Source organism: Microbacterium sp. NPDC076911 (genome assembly GCF_040687125.1).
Taxonomy (GTDB): Bacteria; Actinomycetota; Actinomycetes; order Actinomycetales; family Microbacteriaceae; genus Microbacterium.
On sequence record NZ_JBFBMP010000006.1, the window covers coordinates 77808 to 92965 of the forward strand.

The 15158-nt window shown below is 61.9% G+C and carries 15 protein-coding genes; 5 read left to right on the forward strand and 10 right to left on the reverse strand.

The genetic code is table 11. The features are described 5' to 3' along the window. Positions 1–3 precede the first annotated feature (3 nt). The 4 genes from AB0O81_RS10795 to AB0O81_RS10810 are packed head-to-tail and all read right to left on the reverse strand — an operon-like array spanning position 4 to position 4367. Entirely contained in the window at positions 4–1836 is a 1833-nt protein-coding gene (locus AB0O81_RS10795) for a ubiquinol-cytochrome c reductase cytochrome b subunit (protein ID WP_363584106.1), read from the reverse strand. Next, positions 1833–2912: a Rieske 2Fe-2S domain-containing protein gene (locus tag AB0O81_RS10800; RefSeq protein ID WP_363584108.1), complete on the reverse strand. Its 1080-nt coding sequence runs from the start codon at positions 2910–2912 to the stop codon at positions 1833–1835. The genes AB0O81_RS10795 and AB0O81_RS10800 overlap by 4 nt, the downstream gene beginning before the upstream one ends. A gap of 35 nt (positions 2913–2947) precedes the next feature. Beyond that, positions 2948–3748 (reverse strand): cytochrome c, encoded by an 801-nt coding sequence (locus AB0O81_RS10805; protein WP_363584110.1) that lies wholly within the window; start codon positions 3746–3748, stop codon positions 2948–2950. Positions 3749–3767: 19 nt separating this feature from the next. Beyond that, positions 3768–4367, reverse strand: a complete 600-nt coding sequence (locus AB0O81_RS10810; protein ID WP_363584537.1) for a heme-copper oxidase subunit III — start codon at positions 4365–4367, stop codon at positions 3768–3770. Positions 4368–4587: 220 nt separating this feature from the next. Here AB0O81_RS10810 and trpD point away from each other — a divergent pair, with 220 nt between their 5' ends. From trpD to AB0O81_RS10825, 3 genes are all read left to right on the forward strand, one after another. Continuing rightward, positions 4588–5655 carry an anthranilate phosphoribosyltransferase gene (gene trpD, locus AB0O81_RS10815; protein ID WP_363584112.1) on the forward strand — a complete coding sequence of 356 codons (1068 nt, stop codon included), beginning with the start codon at positions 4588–4590 and terminating at the stop codon, positions 5653–5655. 280 nt (positions 5656–5935) lie between these two features. Then, entirely contained in the window at positions 5936–6931 is a 996-nt protein-coding gene (locus tag AB0O81_RS10820; RefSeq protein ID WP_363584114.1) for a PHP domain-containing protein, read from the forward strand. A gap of 38 nt (positions 6932–6969) precedes the next feature. Next, positions 6970–8292 (forward strand): MFS transporter, encoded by a 1323-nt coding sequence (locus AB0O81_RS10825; protein ID WP_363584116.1) that lies wholly within the window; start codon positions 6970–6972, stop codon positions 8290–8292. On the opposite strand, the gene AB0O81_RS10830 is transcribed toward AB0O81_RS10825, so the two are convergent. The 3 genes from AB0O81_RS10830 to AB0O81_RS10840 form a co-directional block, all read right to left on the reverse strand. Then, complete coding sequence (locus AB0O81_RS10830) at positions 8289–9212, reverse strand: 5'-3' exonuclease (protein WP_363584119.1); 924 nt, start codon at positions 9210–9212, stop codon at positions 8289–8291. The genes AB0O81_RS10825 and AB0O81_RS10830 overlap by 4 nt on opposite strands. Positions 9213–9273: 61 nt before the next feature. Then, entirely contained in the window at positions 9274–10044 is a 771-nt protein-coding gene (locus tag AB0O81_RS10835) for a hypothetical protein (RefSeq protein WP_363584121.1), read from the reverse strand. A gap of 26 nt (positions 10045–10070) precedes the next feature. Next, positions 10071–10619 carry a hypothetical protein gene (locus AB0O81_RS10840; RefSeq protein ID WP_363584123.1) on the reverse strand — a complete coding sequence of 183 codons (549 nt, stop codon included), beginning with the start codon at positions 10617–10619 and terminating at the stop codon, positions 10071–10073. A 349-nt stretch (positions 10620–10968) separates the two neighbouring features. Between AB0O81_RS10840 and AB0O81_RS10845 the strand changes: the two genes are divergently transcribed. Next, entirely contained in the window at positions 10969–11397 is a 429-nt protein-coding gene (locus AB0O81_RS10845; RefSeq protein ID WP_363584125.1) for a YchJ family metal-binding protein, read from the forward strand. Positions 11398–11432: 35 nt separating this feature from the next. Beyond that, positions 11433–12482, forward strand: coding sequence for a zinc-dependent alcohol dehydrogenase family protein (locus AB0O81_RS10850; protein ID WP_363584127.1), 1050 nt, complete (start codon positions 11433–11435; stop codon positions 12480–12482). A 7-nt stretch (positions 12483–12489) separates the two neighbouring features. Here the strand turns inward: AB0O81_RS10850 and AB0O81_RS10855 are convergent, their stop codons facing one another. The 3 genes from AB0O81_RS10855 to AB0O81_RS10865 all read right to left on the reverse strand — a co-directional run bounded on the left by AB0O81_RS10855 (position 12490) and on the right by AB0O81_RS10865 (position 15097). Then, positions 12490–13524: an aromatic acid exporter family protein gene (locus AB0O81_RS10855; RefSeq protein WP_363584129.1), complete on the reverse strand. Its 1035-nt coding sequence runs from the start codon at positions 13522–13524 to the stop codon at positions 12490–12492. 33 nt (positions 13525–13557) lie between these two features. Continuing rightward, on the reverse strand, positions 13558–13977 hold the full coding sequence (locus tag AB0O81_RS10860) for a DUF3054 domain-containing protein (RefSeq protein ID WP_363584131.1): 420 nt from the start codon (positions 13975–13977) through the stop codon (positions 13558–13560). A 79-nt stretch (positions 13978–14056) separates the two neighbouring features. Then, a complete protein-coding gene (locus AB0O81_RS10865) occupies positions 14057–15097 on the reverse strand; it encodes a lytic transglycosylase domain-containing protein (protein ID WP_363584133.1) in 1041 nt (346 codons plus the stop codon). Positions 15098–15158 lie beyond the last annotated feature (61 nt).

The window sequence follows — 15158 nt, forward strand, 5'->3', positions numbered from 1 at the left end:
GTGCTAGTTCTTTTCGTCCTTGCTCTTGTCCTTCGATTCCTTGCCCGACTCAGGCTCAGGAATGATGACGTTTGAAGGGTGCACCGAGGTCTCTGACTGATGGCCGTCCGAGATCGGAACGTGCGGAGCATCGGGGACACCGGCGCGCTCGTGAGCGCCCTGGATCTCGGGATGCTCTTCTTCAGCAATGTGCTCGAGAGCGTGGTGCTGATGCGCGCGTGCAGCTTCGATCTCGGTCTGCGTCACCGGGGTGAGGCGGTCTTCGAAGAACCATCGCGATAGCGATGCGCGAACGTTCTCGGTCCAAGGGATGTTGCCCTTGGCGTTTGGTCGCACGACGAGCGGCTCGTATGTTTCGACGTCTACCAGTTTGAAGAGCTCATACTCATCCACGGGCTGGTGCACTTCGATGAACTCACCGCCGGGAAGCCGGACGATTCGACCTGACTCATAGCCGTGTAGCGCGATCTCACGGTCCTTCTTCTGGAGCGCGATGCAGATGCGCTTCGTTACGAAGTAGGCGATGATCGGGCCCAAGATCAGCAGGGCCTGCAGGGTGTGGATGACACCCTCCATCGTGAGCCAGAAGTGCGTCGCGATGATGTCGGACGAAGCTGCAGCCCACAGCACCGCATAGAACGTAACGCCAGCAGCACCGATCGCCGTACGTGTTGCGGCGTTGCGAGGTCGCTGAGCGATGTGGTGCTCGCGCTTGTCGCCTGAGACCCACGCTTCGATGAACGGGTAGATGAGCACCAGCAAGATGAACAGACCCAGCACCGCGAGCGGAGCAATGATGTTGAACGACCAGGTGCGATCGAACAGAACGAACTCCCAGCCCGGGGGTACCAGGCGCAGAGCACCATCGGCAAAACCGATGTACCAGTCGGGCTGCGTACCAGCCGAGACCGGCGACGGGTCGTAGGGGCCATAGTTCCAGATCGGGTTGATCGTGAACAGCGATGCCACCAGGACGATGACTCCGAACGTGATGAAGAAGAAGCCACCCATCTTCGACATGTACACGGGAACCATCGGGTAGCCCACAACGTTGTCGTTCGTGCGAGCGGGGCCCGCGAACTGCGTGTGCTTGTTGATGATCATCAACATGAGGTGCGCTGCGAGTAAAGCGACCAAGATTGCAGGCAACAGCAGAATGTGCAGCGAGTAAAGACGCCCAACGATCTCGGTTCCGGGGAACTCGCCGCCGAACAACAGGAACGATATCCACGTGCCGACGATTGGGATTCCCTTGACCATGCCGTCAATGATTCGCAGTCCGTTGCCCGAGAGCACGTCGTCGGGAAGCGAGTAGCCGGTGAATCCTTCTGCCATCGCGAGGATGAAGAGGATGAATCCGATCACCCAGTTGAGCTCGCGCGGCTTTCGGAATGCACCTGTGAAGAAGACGCGAAGCATGTGCACACCGATGCCAGCGACGAACACGAGTGCCGCCCAGTGGTGGATCTGACGAACGAGCAAGCCGCCACGCAGATCAAAGGAGATCTCGAGTGTGGAGGCCATCGCGGCTGACATCTCGATGCCTCGCATCGGGAGGTAAGCGCCGTAGTAGTGCGTTTCGACCATTGATGCGTCGAAGAAGAACGTCAAGAACGTTCCCGACATCAATACAACGACGAACGCCCATAGCGCGATCTCGCCGAGCATGAACGACCAGTGGTCGGGGAAGATCTTGCGACCTAGCTCTTTGACGATGCCTGAAAGGCTCGTGCGCTCGTCGAGATAGTTCGCGGTGGCGCCGATGAAGCGACCGCCGAGAGGCTTGTCGCGCGGTTCAGTTTCGGCCTGGGTCTGAGGCTCGGTGACGGTACTCAATGGCGCTCCCAGAAGCTCGGGCCTACAGGCTCGTTGAAGTCGCTCGTCGCGATGAGGTAGCCCTCATCGTCGACGGTGATCGGCAGTTGCGGCAGTGCGCGCGCAGCGGGCCCGAAGATGACCTTTGCCTCGTCAGTCACGTCGAACTGCGACTGGTGGCAAGGGCACAACAGGTGGTGAGTCTGCTGCTCGTACAGCGCCACAGGGCAACCGACGTGCGTGCAAACCTTGGAATACGCGACGATGCCGTTGTACGACCAGTCTTTGCGCTCTTCGGTCTCGATCAGCTGGTCCGGCAGAAGGCGCATCAGCAGCACGATCGCTTTCGCCTTCTCTTCGAGGTAGCCATCGTGGTGCGAGAGCTCTGCAAGTTCCTGCGGAATAACGTGCACAGCGGAACCGAGCGTCAGGTCAGCTGCGCGGATCGGTTCACCGGTCGGGTCGTGCGCGAGGCGCGATCCTTCTTTCCACATGGTGTGGCTGAGCAGAGCGACCGGATTTCCCGCGTCTGGGTGCTCAGGCGAATCGAAAGGTGCGAGACCGCGGAACAAAACGATGCCGGGCGCGACGGACGCCACGATCGCGGCGATCATCGAGTTGCGGATCACCGTGCGACGGCCGAATCCCGACTCCTCATTGGCTTCGTCGAACACCTGAATGGCGGCCTCACGCGTGACGTCACGGCCACGAGTCGCGTGTCGGGGTTCGATGAACTCCTTGTCCGACATGATCGCCTTCGACCAGTGGATCGCGCCGATACCAATTGCCAGCAGCGCTAGAGCGATGCCCAAACCAATGAAGAGGTTGTTGTGGCGGATATCGATGATCCGGCCGCTCTCGATCGGGAAAAGCATGTAGGCAGCAATCGCCCAGATGCTCGCCGCAACCGAAACATAGAACAGTGTGTAGACCGTTCGTACGGCGCGTTTCATTGCGGCCGGGTCTTGGTCCGTCATCCGTGTGCGGTGCGGAGGCAAACCCGGGTTCTGCACTGGGTCGGTGACCGCGACCGCGAGCCCGGGGGACGGCTTCCATGAAGCCCTCTCGTGCTCGAGGGCGTCGTCCTCGTGTGCCATGCTGCTCCTCGTCAGTGCTTACGTGAATCGATAAATCAGTTGGATTTCGCCGTGATCCACACGGTGATGGCAATCAGCGAGCCGATGCCGAATATCCAGATGAACAGGCCCTCAGAGACAGGACCGAGCGAGCCGAGCGAGAATCCGCCAGCTGACTCATTGTCTTGCAGGTAGAGGAGGTAGGTGATGACATCACGCTTCTCTTCTGTGGTGAGCGTCATGTCGTTGAAGACCGGCATGTTCTGCGGTCCAGTCACCATCGCCGCATACATGTTCAGCTCGGTGGTGGTGTGAAGTGCAGGGGCGTACTTTCCCTCGGTGAGTGCGCCACCAGCGCCAGCCACGTTGTGGCACATGGCGCAGTTGATGCGGAATAGTTCTCCACCGTGCGACTCGTCGCCCTGGCCATCGAGAACTTCTGCATCGGGAAAGCTCGGCCCGGGTGCTGCATCCTGAATGTAGGCGCCAATAGCTTCGATCTGCTCATCGGTGAACTGCACCGGCTTCTGAGGGGCCTGCGGTCCCTGCATCTGCAGCGGCATGCGCCCGGTGCTCATCTGGAAGTGAACGGAGAGCTCGCCGACTCCGTAAAGAGCCGGTCCCTCTTCCGAGCCTTGCAGGTCGAGACCGTGGCAAGTTGCGCAGTTTGCCTGGAACAGCTTCTGACCATCTTCGACCGTCAGCGTCGAGGCGACCGCAGCCGGTTCAGTTGAGGCCATTGCCGCCGATGCTCCGGCGTATACGCCACCGGTAATCAGAAGGCCAATGCCAATGAGGGCGGCGGCAGCCCAAGGGCTGCGGCGGCCGGAGGAGCGGCGCGAGGTGTCACGTGCCATGTCGGGAATCAGCTCCGCTCTATTTCAGGAAGTAAATAACGGCGAACAGGGCAATCCACACCACGTCAACGAAGTGCCAGTAGTACGACACAACGATGGCAGTAGTCATTTCCTTGCGACCGAAGTTCTTGACGGCGTATGCGCGGCCGATCGTGAGGAGGAATGCGATGAGTCCGCCTGTCACGTGGATCGCGTGAAAACCGGTGGTGATGTAGAAGGCTGACGCGTAGGAGTCAGAAGCAATTGGCATGCCCTCTGCGACGAGCTGCGCGTACTCCCACACCTGGCCCGAAACGAAGATCGCGCCAAGGATGAAGGTAAGCCAGAACCACTCCACCATGCCCCAGCCCAACCAGCCGCGCTTCTTCGTGCTGTACGGCTGGAAGCGCTCAGCTGCGAACACGCCCATCTGGCAGGTCACAGAAGAGAGCACGAGGATGATCGTGTTTACGAGGGCGTACGGCACGTTGAGTAGCTCGGTGCGCTCCGCCCACAGCTCCGGCGATGCGTTGCGAAGCGTGAAATAAATGGCGAAGAGGCCCGCGAAGAACATAACTTCGCTGCCGAGCCACACGATGGTTCCGACAGCGACCGGATCCGGCCGCTTGACGGACCGCATGGCCTGGGAGTAGGTCGCTGTAGAGGTCGTCACAAAACCATTATGTCGGATGATGAGCGATCGTATTCCCATCCGGGCTCACTGTTTTGTCTCTATACGCACTTAGGGCTGCCTAAGAATGCGCCGTGAGTTGGCCAGGAACTCCCGATGTAGACAAAGAAGCGCCCTCCTGTGATCGCACGGAATGGGGCCGGGCAGCATCCAGATAGGCTTTTGCGTTATGGCGGAGCTCTACAACTGGTCTGAAATTCTTACCGATTTGCTTGGGGATCGTAACCTCAGCGTGTCGCAATCGACGTGGGCGATGCGCAAGATCATGTCGGGCGAGGCGACGCCTTCGCAACTGGCTGGTTTTCTCATCGCACTGCGTGCGAAGGGGGAGTCCGTAGATGAGGTCGTCGGGTTTCGTGACGCGATCCTCGAAGCGGCGTTGCCGCTGCCTGTGAACTCTGCAGTGCTCGACATAGTCGGCACCGGCGGCGACCGCTTTGGCACGGTGAATATCTCGACGATGGCAGCGCTGGTGGCGGCAGCATCCGGAATTCCGGTCGTAAAGCACGGCAACCGCGCGGCGAGTTCTGCTTCGGGGTCATCAGATGTGCTGAGTGCGCTTGGACTCGATCTGACGCTCACGCCCGACCAGGTCGCCGAGACTCTGGATCAAGCCGGCATCACCTTCGCGTTCGCATCAGCATTCCACCCAGGATTCCGACACGCCGGACCGACTCGGGCTGAACTGGGTGTACCCACCGTGTTCAATTTTCTTGGGCCGCTATGCAACCCTGCTCGTGCTGAAGCGAATGCAGTGGGTGTTGCCCAGCTCGACCGCGTGCCGCTGATCACTGGGGTCTTCCAAACCCGTGGCGCCACCGCTCTTGTCTTCCGAGGCGACGACGGTCTCGACGAATTGACGACCACCGGACACAGTCGGTTGTGGGAGGTCAGTCGTGGTGATGTGCACGAGCATGACCTCGATCCTCGCGATCTTGGCATTCCGCTCGCGCAGATCGACGATCTGCTGGGGGGTGACCCCTCGCACAACGCCGATGTGGTTCGGCGCGTTCTGGGCGGCGAACAGGGAGCAGTGCGCGACATCGTGCTGTTGAATGCTGCGGCGGGAATGGTGGCGTATCGGTTGTTCCTCGATTCAGCGCAGGTGCAACGGCCAATCGTGACCCGACTGGGTGAAGCGCTTACGGATGCCGCTGCGGCGATCGACACCGGTGCAGCATCCACTGTTCTTCATGACTGGGTGAGCGCCACACGGGCTTTCGGGGCCCACGCGTAATTCTTCAGTTCGGACTCTTCCGTCGACTGCGCACAGACCGATAGCGTGATCGGCAGGAGCGCATGCAGCGTGCCAGCACGGCGAATCCATGAGGGGGCAATCATGACCGCGGATGACCGGAACGCACACAACGCCCATTCACAGGCCGCTTCCATTGAGCCCCCGCCCGCAGCGTAGGCGGGGTCAAAGTCATGGGCACGCTGGACATTCTCGCCGGGATCCTGCTCATCTCGGTGGGACCTACGACGTTCGCGCCGTGATTGAGATGAGCTGAGCAGCGATGCACCCGCACGAAGCACTCGCTGAGATTGCTGCGCTCTTAGAACGAGAGCGGTCGTCGAGGTATCGATCGAAGGCTTTTCGCGCGGCAGCAAACGCCATCGCTGGGCTCAGTGACGAACAGCTGCGCGACACCGCGAGAGTGCGAAGGCTCAAAGGCGTTGGTGATTCGTCTCTCGCGGTGATTCAAGAAGCACTGCAAGGCGATGTGCCCGCGTATCTCGTCGATCTGCGCCAACGGGTGGGTGCCGAGAAGCAGTCGACTCTCAGAAGCTTGTTGCGCGGCGACCTGCATTCGCACAGTGACTGGTCTGATGGGCTCACTTCAATCGATTTGATGGTGGATGCTGCGCGTTCCCTCGGCCACGAATATCTCGCGCTGACTGACCATTCGCCGCGGCTGCGTGTGGCAAACGGGCTCAGCCCGGAGCGGCTTCGTGCGCAGCTCGAAATCGTGCGGAATACCAATGCAGAGGGGCTCACTTTGCTATCGGGTATCGAGGTCGACATTCTCGATCGCGGTGAGCTCGACCAAGAGTCTGAGCTGCTCGACGAACTGGATGTGGTGGTTGCCTCTGCGCACTCGAAATTGCGCATGGAGCACACTCCGATGACACGCAGGCTGGTCGCTGCGGTCTCGGGGCCGCATATCGACGTGCTCGGTCATGTGACGGGAAGGCTTGTTGAAGGCTCCCGAGGAACTCGGCCGCCCTCCAACTTCGACGCGAAAGCAGTTTTCGACGCCTGCGCCGCAAACGATGTCGCGGTCGAGATCAACTCTCGCCCCGAACGGCAGGACCCGCCAGATGAGTTGATCGCGGTAGCGCTGCGGGCAGGGTGCCTGTTTGCGATTGACTCAGACGCCCATGCCCCCGGGCAGCTGTCCCTTCTCGACCACGGGGCAGTCAGAGCCGAGGCCGCGGGCGTGCCACCGGAGCGGATAGTGACGACTTGGCCACTCGACCAGCTGCTGGAGTGGACTCGACGCAACTCGTGAGCACCGCGGGTGCACTCTCGGCCTCATAGACTCGGGTGGTGAACTCCGATCCTCGCTCCCGCGTCGGGCGAGGGATGCCATGGCTGGTCGTGGTGGGCGTTCTGCTCGCAGCAATGAGTCTTCGCGGCCCGATCGTCGCACCTACCGCCGTGCTGAGACTCATCGAGCAAGACTTCGGCATCGGTGCTGCGACTGCAGGTTTGCTGACGACCGCGCCAGTGCTGATGTTCGCCGCGCTGACTCCACTGGCAGCGCTGGTTATTCGCAGAGCCGGTGCGGAGCTCGCGCTGATGCTGTCGCTATCGGGCGTGCTCGTGGGGACGTTCGTACGGGCGCTACCGGGTTTTGGGTGGATGCTCGCCGGGATGTTCATCATCGGCGCCTTCATCACCATCGGCAATGTTGTGATTCCCGTTGTGATCCGGCGCGACGTGCCGCCCGAGCGGGTTGCGCTGGTGACGGCGGCGTACGCTGCCACGCTGAACGTCGGTTCGCTGATCACCTCGCTCGGCACCGCACCGCTGGCTGAAGTGATCGGATGGAACGCGGCCTTGCTGAGTTGGTCGGCGCTTACCGTCGCTGGCATCGCGTTATGGGCAGTGCATATTCGCCGATCACGCCGAACTCTGCGCGATGGCGACGGGCTCTCGGGCGAACCCCCACACCCAGCGATTCTCGACACCGCGCCAATCTCTTCGCCCGTCGTGCGCGACAACGCGGGCAATGAGCTCGACAGTGCGGCGATCACTGGTCCATTGCCCGTCATCGGCGCGGGTCGCGATTCGCGGTCGATTCTCACACGGCCGATCGCATGGTTCCTCGTCGCGTCGTTCGCGCTGCAGTGCACGATTTACTACGGGCTCACGACGTGGCTGCCTTCCTTTGCGGCAGACGAACTGAATCTCGATGCGACGTCTGCGGGTGCCGTTGCATCCATCTATCAAGGCGCGGGAATCGCAGGAGCATTTGTGGTGCCGTTGCTCAGCAGGTTCGCGCCACGCTGGGTAGCCCCCTTCGCCATCTGCGTTTCTTGGCTTACTGTCTCGATCGGTCTGCTTGCCGCCCCCCAGTTCCTGTGGGTGTGGCTTGCTATCGGGGCGGTCGGGCACGCTGGTGGCTTCGTCGTGATCTTCAGCGCACTTGTCGCCGTGTCACGCAGCGACGGCGAGGCCGCAGGGCTTTCGGCCATGGTGCAGGGTTTCGGCTATTCCATCGGTGCGCTTGGCGGGCCGGTTATCGGATTGCTGCATGAGCAATCTGGCGGCTGGACCGCGCCCTTGACGCTGGTGCTCGTGCTTTCGTCGCTGTATTGCGTCGCTCTGGTCACCGCGGTCGTCTTTGCCGGACGTGCGACTCGCTAGCGCTTGTTCAGCGCTGTCGTGATGCGCGACATTGCGGTGCCCAGCGACCACTTTTCACCAAGAGCTTCAGCGGCGTCTAGGTCGGCGGTTTCGAGGGCCGCGAGGCGAGAGTCGATGTCAGCAAGCTCGAGGTTGCGCACGACTTCCACGACCTTCGGGGCGACGTCAAGGTAGTCCGATGCCGCAAGGATCTTGTTGCGCACGCCCGGCGTCATGCCGATGCCCTCGGCAGCGGCAGCTCGAATGCCAGCGAGATTGCCGTGAGCGGCAAGAAGCGCGGCGGCGGTCTTCTCGCCGACCCCAGGTACGCCGGGCAGACCGTCGGACGAGTCGCCGCGCATCGTTGCGAAATCGGCGTACTGCTGGGGAGATACGCCATACTTCGTCGCGATCGTGGTGTCGGTGACAACCTCAAGATTGCTCATGCCCCGCGCGGTATAGATCACGCGCACGTCGCGCGCGTCGTCAACGAGCTGAAAAAGGTCACGGTCGCCGGTCACGATGTCGACGGGAATTGTTGAGCGCGTGGCGAGGGTGCCGATGACGTCGTCGGCTTCGTGGGCGGCGATCCCGACGATCGGGATGCCGAGGGCGTCGAGAGCAGCGCGGATGATCGGAATTTGCGCTTCGAGTGGATCGGGCACTTCTTCGATGTCGGCGCCTGTCGCGACGACTTCAACTACGCGGTGGGTCTTGTAGGTCGGAATCAGGTCGACACGCCACTGCGGGCGCCAATCGTCGTCCCAGCAGGCAACGAGGTGGGTGGGCTCGTACAGAGTGATGAGCTTGGTGATGATGTCGAGAAAACCTCGCGCGGCGTTCACAGGTGTGCCGTCGGAGGCGCGCACCGTATCGGGCACGCCGTAGAAGGCGCGGAAGTAGAGAGAAGCACTGTCAAGCAACATCAGCCGGTCGGTCACGATCTCATCCTGTCACGCGCCCTCGACATGATGTGTGGCACCGAGGGGTGCCACGAGCCCGCTAGCAGCCCGGACCGGCGGGGTTTTGATCGCACGTCTTATCGACGAGCGCCGTGCGGGCCTCGACGATTTGCACCGAGTAGGTCGGCGCTCCTGCCGTAATCGTGCCAGGCACGCGATACCAGTTGGTGCCCGTATCGAGGCGAACCTCGGGTTCAAAGTGCACGGTGAGCGAAATGGGGTAGTGCCCGGTGGCGAGGTACGTGTGGGACGTGTCGGTGGGGCTGAACTGGGATGCGCCGAGTGACTCCCACGACGCTCCACCCGTCGATGAAGTGGTGGTGGAGCCGTCCCCGTTGTCGAACACATAGGTGGCAGGAGTGAAACGCACGATGACGTCCATGTCGAGGATGGTCGCTGCGAACTCACTCGACTGTGCCTGGGCTACGCGGTTCGTTGGAGCACCCAGAAGGCCAAAGCCCAGCGGCTCACCGCTCAACGATGGAGACGTCGGTCGAAACGACGCCAGGTCTTCGAGAGTGATGTCGGTCAGGCTCACGATCGTGAATTGGCCGTTGCAGAGGATGTATTCCGTGGAACAGCCAATAAAGATGTCTTCGTCATCTCCCGGCTCAGAGCTATCGGGTGACGGGGCGTTGTCGCTATCTCCCGATGATCCGGATCCGCCGGAGCCGCCGCCTGGGCGCGTCTCGCTGGCCGAGATATCGAGTTGGGTGTTGTCCTCGGTTATCACGGCGCATGTGCCGGACCAATATCCGGTAGCGCAGCTCTCGGCCAGCACAGGAGCCGCGCTCATGCCAATGGTGGCCAATGCGCAGATTGTCCCCGAAATCGATGCTAACCAGCGCATTCAGAGATGCCTTCCCGCCCGCCCACCGTCGAGATTCGGAAGTCCGACGATGAACTGTTCGATCGCGCTAGCGGTACTCTAAGCGACTGTTGATCCGGTCGATCGGGAGCGACGACGGAAGTCCCTTCGTTGTCGAGCAAAGTAACCCCGCGAACGTCCAAGCACACATCTAGAATCAACGAAAGCGGAAAGTCATCGGGTTGCTCAGTCGACGGTTGAAGGCTCAGGACCCTGGTTTGGCCGCCGACCTCGAAGCCCTCAGCGTGCAGGCTGGTCAAGTCTTCACGCGCCTGCGCGCTTTCATCGCCTGTCGTCCAGGCGTAGACGTCCTCGAACGTTTCAGGATCGCTCAGGTCCACCGCATTGAGCGCATCGACGTAGGCACGGTACGTGGCCTCGGCAGCGGCGAATGCTTCTTCCTCGTTCGAGAATGCCACTGTCGGCGACGCGGCGGGTTCGGGCTGTGCCGCGCAACCAACCAGCACAGATGCCAGCACCGCGCCGACGGCGGCAATGCGAGCGAAACGGTGGATCACGCCACTACGGTAGCCGCCCTTGGGCATCGCCGATTGAAGTTATCCACACCGTCGCACGGACCGTTCTCGACGGCGAACTCAACGCGCTCATGAGACAGAGCCGGCGATCATCGGGGGGAATGATCGCCGGCTCTGAGCGGATCGGACACGCCCACTCTTCGCGCTCCTCGGGGTGGAGCAAGAGTGTCAGTCGACGATCCGGGTTTTTTGGTAGCGTGCGTTTCCGCTTGGGTTCGGATTCGCGGCTACAAGAATTACAGTCCTCGTGAGAGCTGGGAGGATGCTTTGGCTGGGCCGTACGCCAGCAGGGAAGCACGCCTGCGCTTGCTATATCTGAGGAGTTTTGACGATGTCATTCGGACCAGCAGTGTCGCCTGCGGGCGAGGGATTTGTCGCCGTTCACGCATCAGCGCTCTGCCCGTGCGGTAGTCGCAACCGGTTCGCTGATTGCTGTCAGCCGCTGCACAACGGCGCGATCGCCTCTTCACCCGAGCGCTTGATGCGCTCGCGCTACACCGCCTTTGTGGTCGGGAATGCGCAGTATCTCGCCGCGACATGGCATCCACGCACTCGACCTGAAGAACTCGACCTCGACCCGCAGCAACGCTGGGAGAAGCTCGAGATCATTGATTCGGGCGAAGCGGGTGATGAAGGTTTTGTCGCGTTCCGTGCCACGTGGCGCATCGGTGACGAGGTGGGGCGCCTGAGCGAACGCAGCAAGTTTCGACGTGCATACAAGCGTTGGTACTACGTTGACGGTGATGTAGAGATCTCATAGCCCATAGGCCCGTGTCGCGCGCCTATGCTCGACACATGCTTGCCACCGTAATCCACGCTGCCCGAGACATCCGCGTTGAAGAGGTTGCCGATCCAGCACTATCTACAGGAGCCGATGCGATCGTTCGCGTCGTTGCCGCGTGTGTGTGCGGATCGGATCTCTGGCCGTATCGCGGAGTGACAGACACCACCGAGCCCCATCGCATCGGGCACGAGTTCGTCGGAGTCGTCGAAGAAGTCGGCCCAGATGTTGCCCAGGTCGCGCCCGGAGACTTCGTCATCGCACCGTTCTACGTCTGTGATAGCACCTGCATCAACTGTCGCAACGGCGTCAGCACCTCCTGCAAACAGGGCAGTTGGTGGGGCAGCGACGATCGCGTCGGGGGCTTCGCCGATGGGGCGCAGGGCGAGCGCGTGCGCGTTCCCCTCGCCGACGGCACGCTCGCTGTCGTTTCTGGCCCGGTCGGTGACGAAGAGATCGCAGGCTTGTTGACTCTGAGCGATGTCATGGGAACGGGCCACCACGCCGCGATTTCAGCCGGCGTGGGTGCCGGCGATTCGGTCGCAGTGGTCGGTGATGGTGCGGTTGGGCTCTGCGCGATCATCGCGGCAAAGAGACTTGGTGCGACAACGATCATTGCGATGTCACGGCACCCCCAGCGTCAAGCGCTAGCTCGCGAACTCGGAGCGACCCACATCGTCGAAGAACGGGGGGATGCTGGTGTGAAAGCGGTCCGCGCACTGACCGACGGAGTCGGCGCTGATCGAGTGCTCGAATGCGTGGGAACGAAAGAGTCGATGGACCAAGCGCTTCGTTCCACTCGGCCGGGTGGAATGGTTGGCTATGTAGGCGTGCCCAACGGCGGCCCAGAGCTGCCGATCGCCGCCATGTTTGGTCGCAATGTTGGCGTAAACGGGGGAGTGGCGCCTGTCCGCGGCTACATCGAAGAGCTCTTGCCTGACGTGCGCTCGGGGGCGATTCAGCCAGGCAAGGTATTCGATCTCGTTCTGCCGCTTACCGAGGCGGCCGAGGCCTACGCGGCGATGGACGAACGTCGCGCAACGAAAGTCATGTTGCGGCCCTAGCACGCAGTCAGCTGCGACCTGCGAGCGCCTCGTGAATGCGTCGCAGGTCTTCGAGCAACGACCCGACGAGAATCCAATGCTCCGAGGGTGCGACGATCGCAAGGGGCGCGGTGAGCGCTGGAATCGGCGATGTGAGGTCAGAGACGTCGTCCACGTTGCTTGCATGGGCGAGTCCGAGGCGAACATCATGCGCCGCGCGATGCAACTGCTCTGAGATCGCTCTCACCGAAGCATCCCTCGCTATAGCGCGGTCGTAGTGGTCGTAGAACGCTCGCGTCATGCCAATGACCTGTGTGACGATCGGTCCGTACCGATCAAGCAGCTCTTGAGTGCTCGCGAGATCCGCGCGATGCCGACCGGCCCGAGGATTGAGAGTGAGTGATTCGGCGCCGTCCGCGATTGCTGCCTCTGCAGCATCCCTCATCGGCTTCATCAAGCGGGCAGTGAGCAACAGCTCCTCGAGGTTGGCATTGGTCTGCTCCTGTTGAAGCGCGTCGCCGAGTCGGTCGAGGGATGCGGCCAGTTCCGATCCGAGGTCATTGACCGCGACCGCTGCGGGCGCGACAACCACGGGCGGAACAAGCGCAAGGTTCACGATGACGCCGATGATCGCGCCGATGAGAGTCTCGAGAATTCTGTCGAGCGCATAGCTCGGTGTCGTCGTGGCCAACGCGAGCACGAGCACCGCGCTGATCGCGATTTGATTCGCTGTGCCGGCGGTCATCTTCAGCGCCCATGCAAGCAGCAGCGCAATGACGATGGCCGTGACGACAACCCATGTACCGTCGCCGAAGACGATTCCAAGAGTCGAAGCGATCACCACACCCGCGATTACACCGACACTGCGTTCAATCGCTTTGGCGAGCGATTGATTGAGGCTCGGTTGCACGACCAGCAGAGCGGCGATCGCGGCGAAGACTGGGGGTTGTCCGGGGACCAGCCACCCGGCGATGATCCATGCGGCAGCCGTGGCAATGGCGGACTTCGACACTTGGAGTAGTGGTGCACGTCGGCTGGCCCGCAGGGCGCTTGTCATGCGCATGAATCCACCGTAGAACGAGGTTGGGTTGCGCGGTCAGTTCGGACGGAGCTGGGTTCGCCGCGCGTGCGCCCACGTCGCAATCGTGCGCCACCCCACCAAGAAGACCAGCAACGTGATCGAAGCGACGATCACGAAGGCGATGGCTGTGCCCTGGTCGCTGACCGCGCGCAGAAGCATCCCGCCGGCCACGGTTATCGCCCATACGGGTAGGCCGGTGCGGATTGGTGACGCCGGATTGAGCCAGGCGCGCGCGATGAGCCACCCGAGCGCGAGAGCGATCAAGAATGGCCATGCCGTTTGCCATAGGCCCGAACCCCAGGGTCCGAAGACGCCTTCATCGTGGCTTGCGCGTCCGATGGCGGCAAAGGTCACTACGAGGGCGACGTCGAGAACCAACGCGCCAAGCACCGCCCGGCTACTGACGCGGGAATCGTTCGAGGGCTCGTTGCTCATGCTGCAGTCGATTCTGCCGGACGGCGGCACGCTCTGCGTCCAACGTCGCGATTCAGTCGAGCGCGCTCAGCGCCCGGGATCAGTACCAGCCGACGGACTGCGAGTGCGCCCAAGCACCACACGGCGTGCCGTAACGCCCTGAGATGTAGCCGAGGCCCCACGAGATCTGGGTGGCTGCGTTGGTTTGCCAGTCGGCGCCAGCGCTGGCCATCTTGCTACCCGGCAGCGCTTGCGGAATGCCATAGGCGCCGCTCGAGCCGTTGTGGGCCGACGCGTTCCAACCTGATTCTTTGTTCCACAGCGATACGAGGCATGCGAACTCGGAGTCGCTCCAGCCTCGGCTGGCGACCATTCCCTTGGCGATGGCTTGAGCCTCGCCAGCGCTGGTGGTTGCGCTCGCATATGACGGCGTAGGAACTGAGGTTGACGACGTCGATGATTCTGACGACGACTCTTCGACGGCTACGGCTGCGGCTTCTGCCGCCAGAGCAGCCTCGGCTGCGGCTGCGGCCTCTGCAGCGGCCTTCGCCTTGGCTTCGGCCTCCTTACGGGCCTTCTCCGCAGCTTCCTCAGCTGCTTTCTTAGCCTTCGCTTTGTCGAACGCTTCGCGCAGTTCGCTGACCTCAGCGCTCACTTCGTCAGCCTCCGCCGCGACATCGTCGGTCAGATCGGGAATGAGCGGAGCAGGCAGTTCGCTGGCGCCTTCGAGACGCTCAGTCGAAGCCTCGAGCTCCAGCGTTTCGATTGTGAGTTCGGTGTCTCCCATATCGAGATCTGACTCTTCGATCTCTGCCAAGAGCTCTTCAGCTGCAACGATTGCTGCGCTCGCGTCTGTGAGAGCAGCGCGGGCATTCATCGATATCTCGTCGCTTGCGTCGGGGCCCAAGTTGATGACCGGTTCAACCGACGTGGAGAAGGACGCAAGTACGAAGTTGGGGGTCTCGCTTGATGCCTCTACCGACGCTGCGGGGGTCGACGCGAGTCCGGCGATCGCGATGATTCCAAAAGCGGTGCCCGCAGCGAGGATCGCGGTGCGCCGTCGAGTGGTGCGGCGAGGGGTGGTAGAGGTGTTCGAGAGCATGTAACCGAGTTCCGTATAAAGGGTCGGCGCCGAAGACACGGCGCTTCACATCCCGCACGAGCGGGCACAAGAAGCCGATTCTGCCCACTCCTCCTGAACG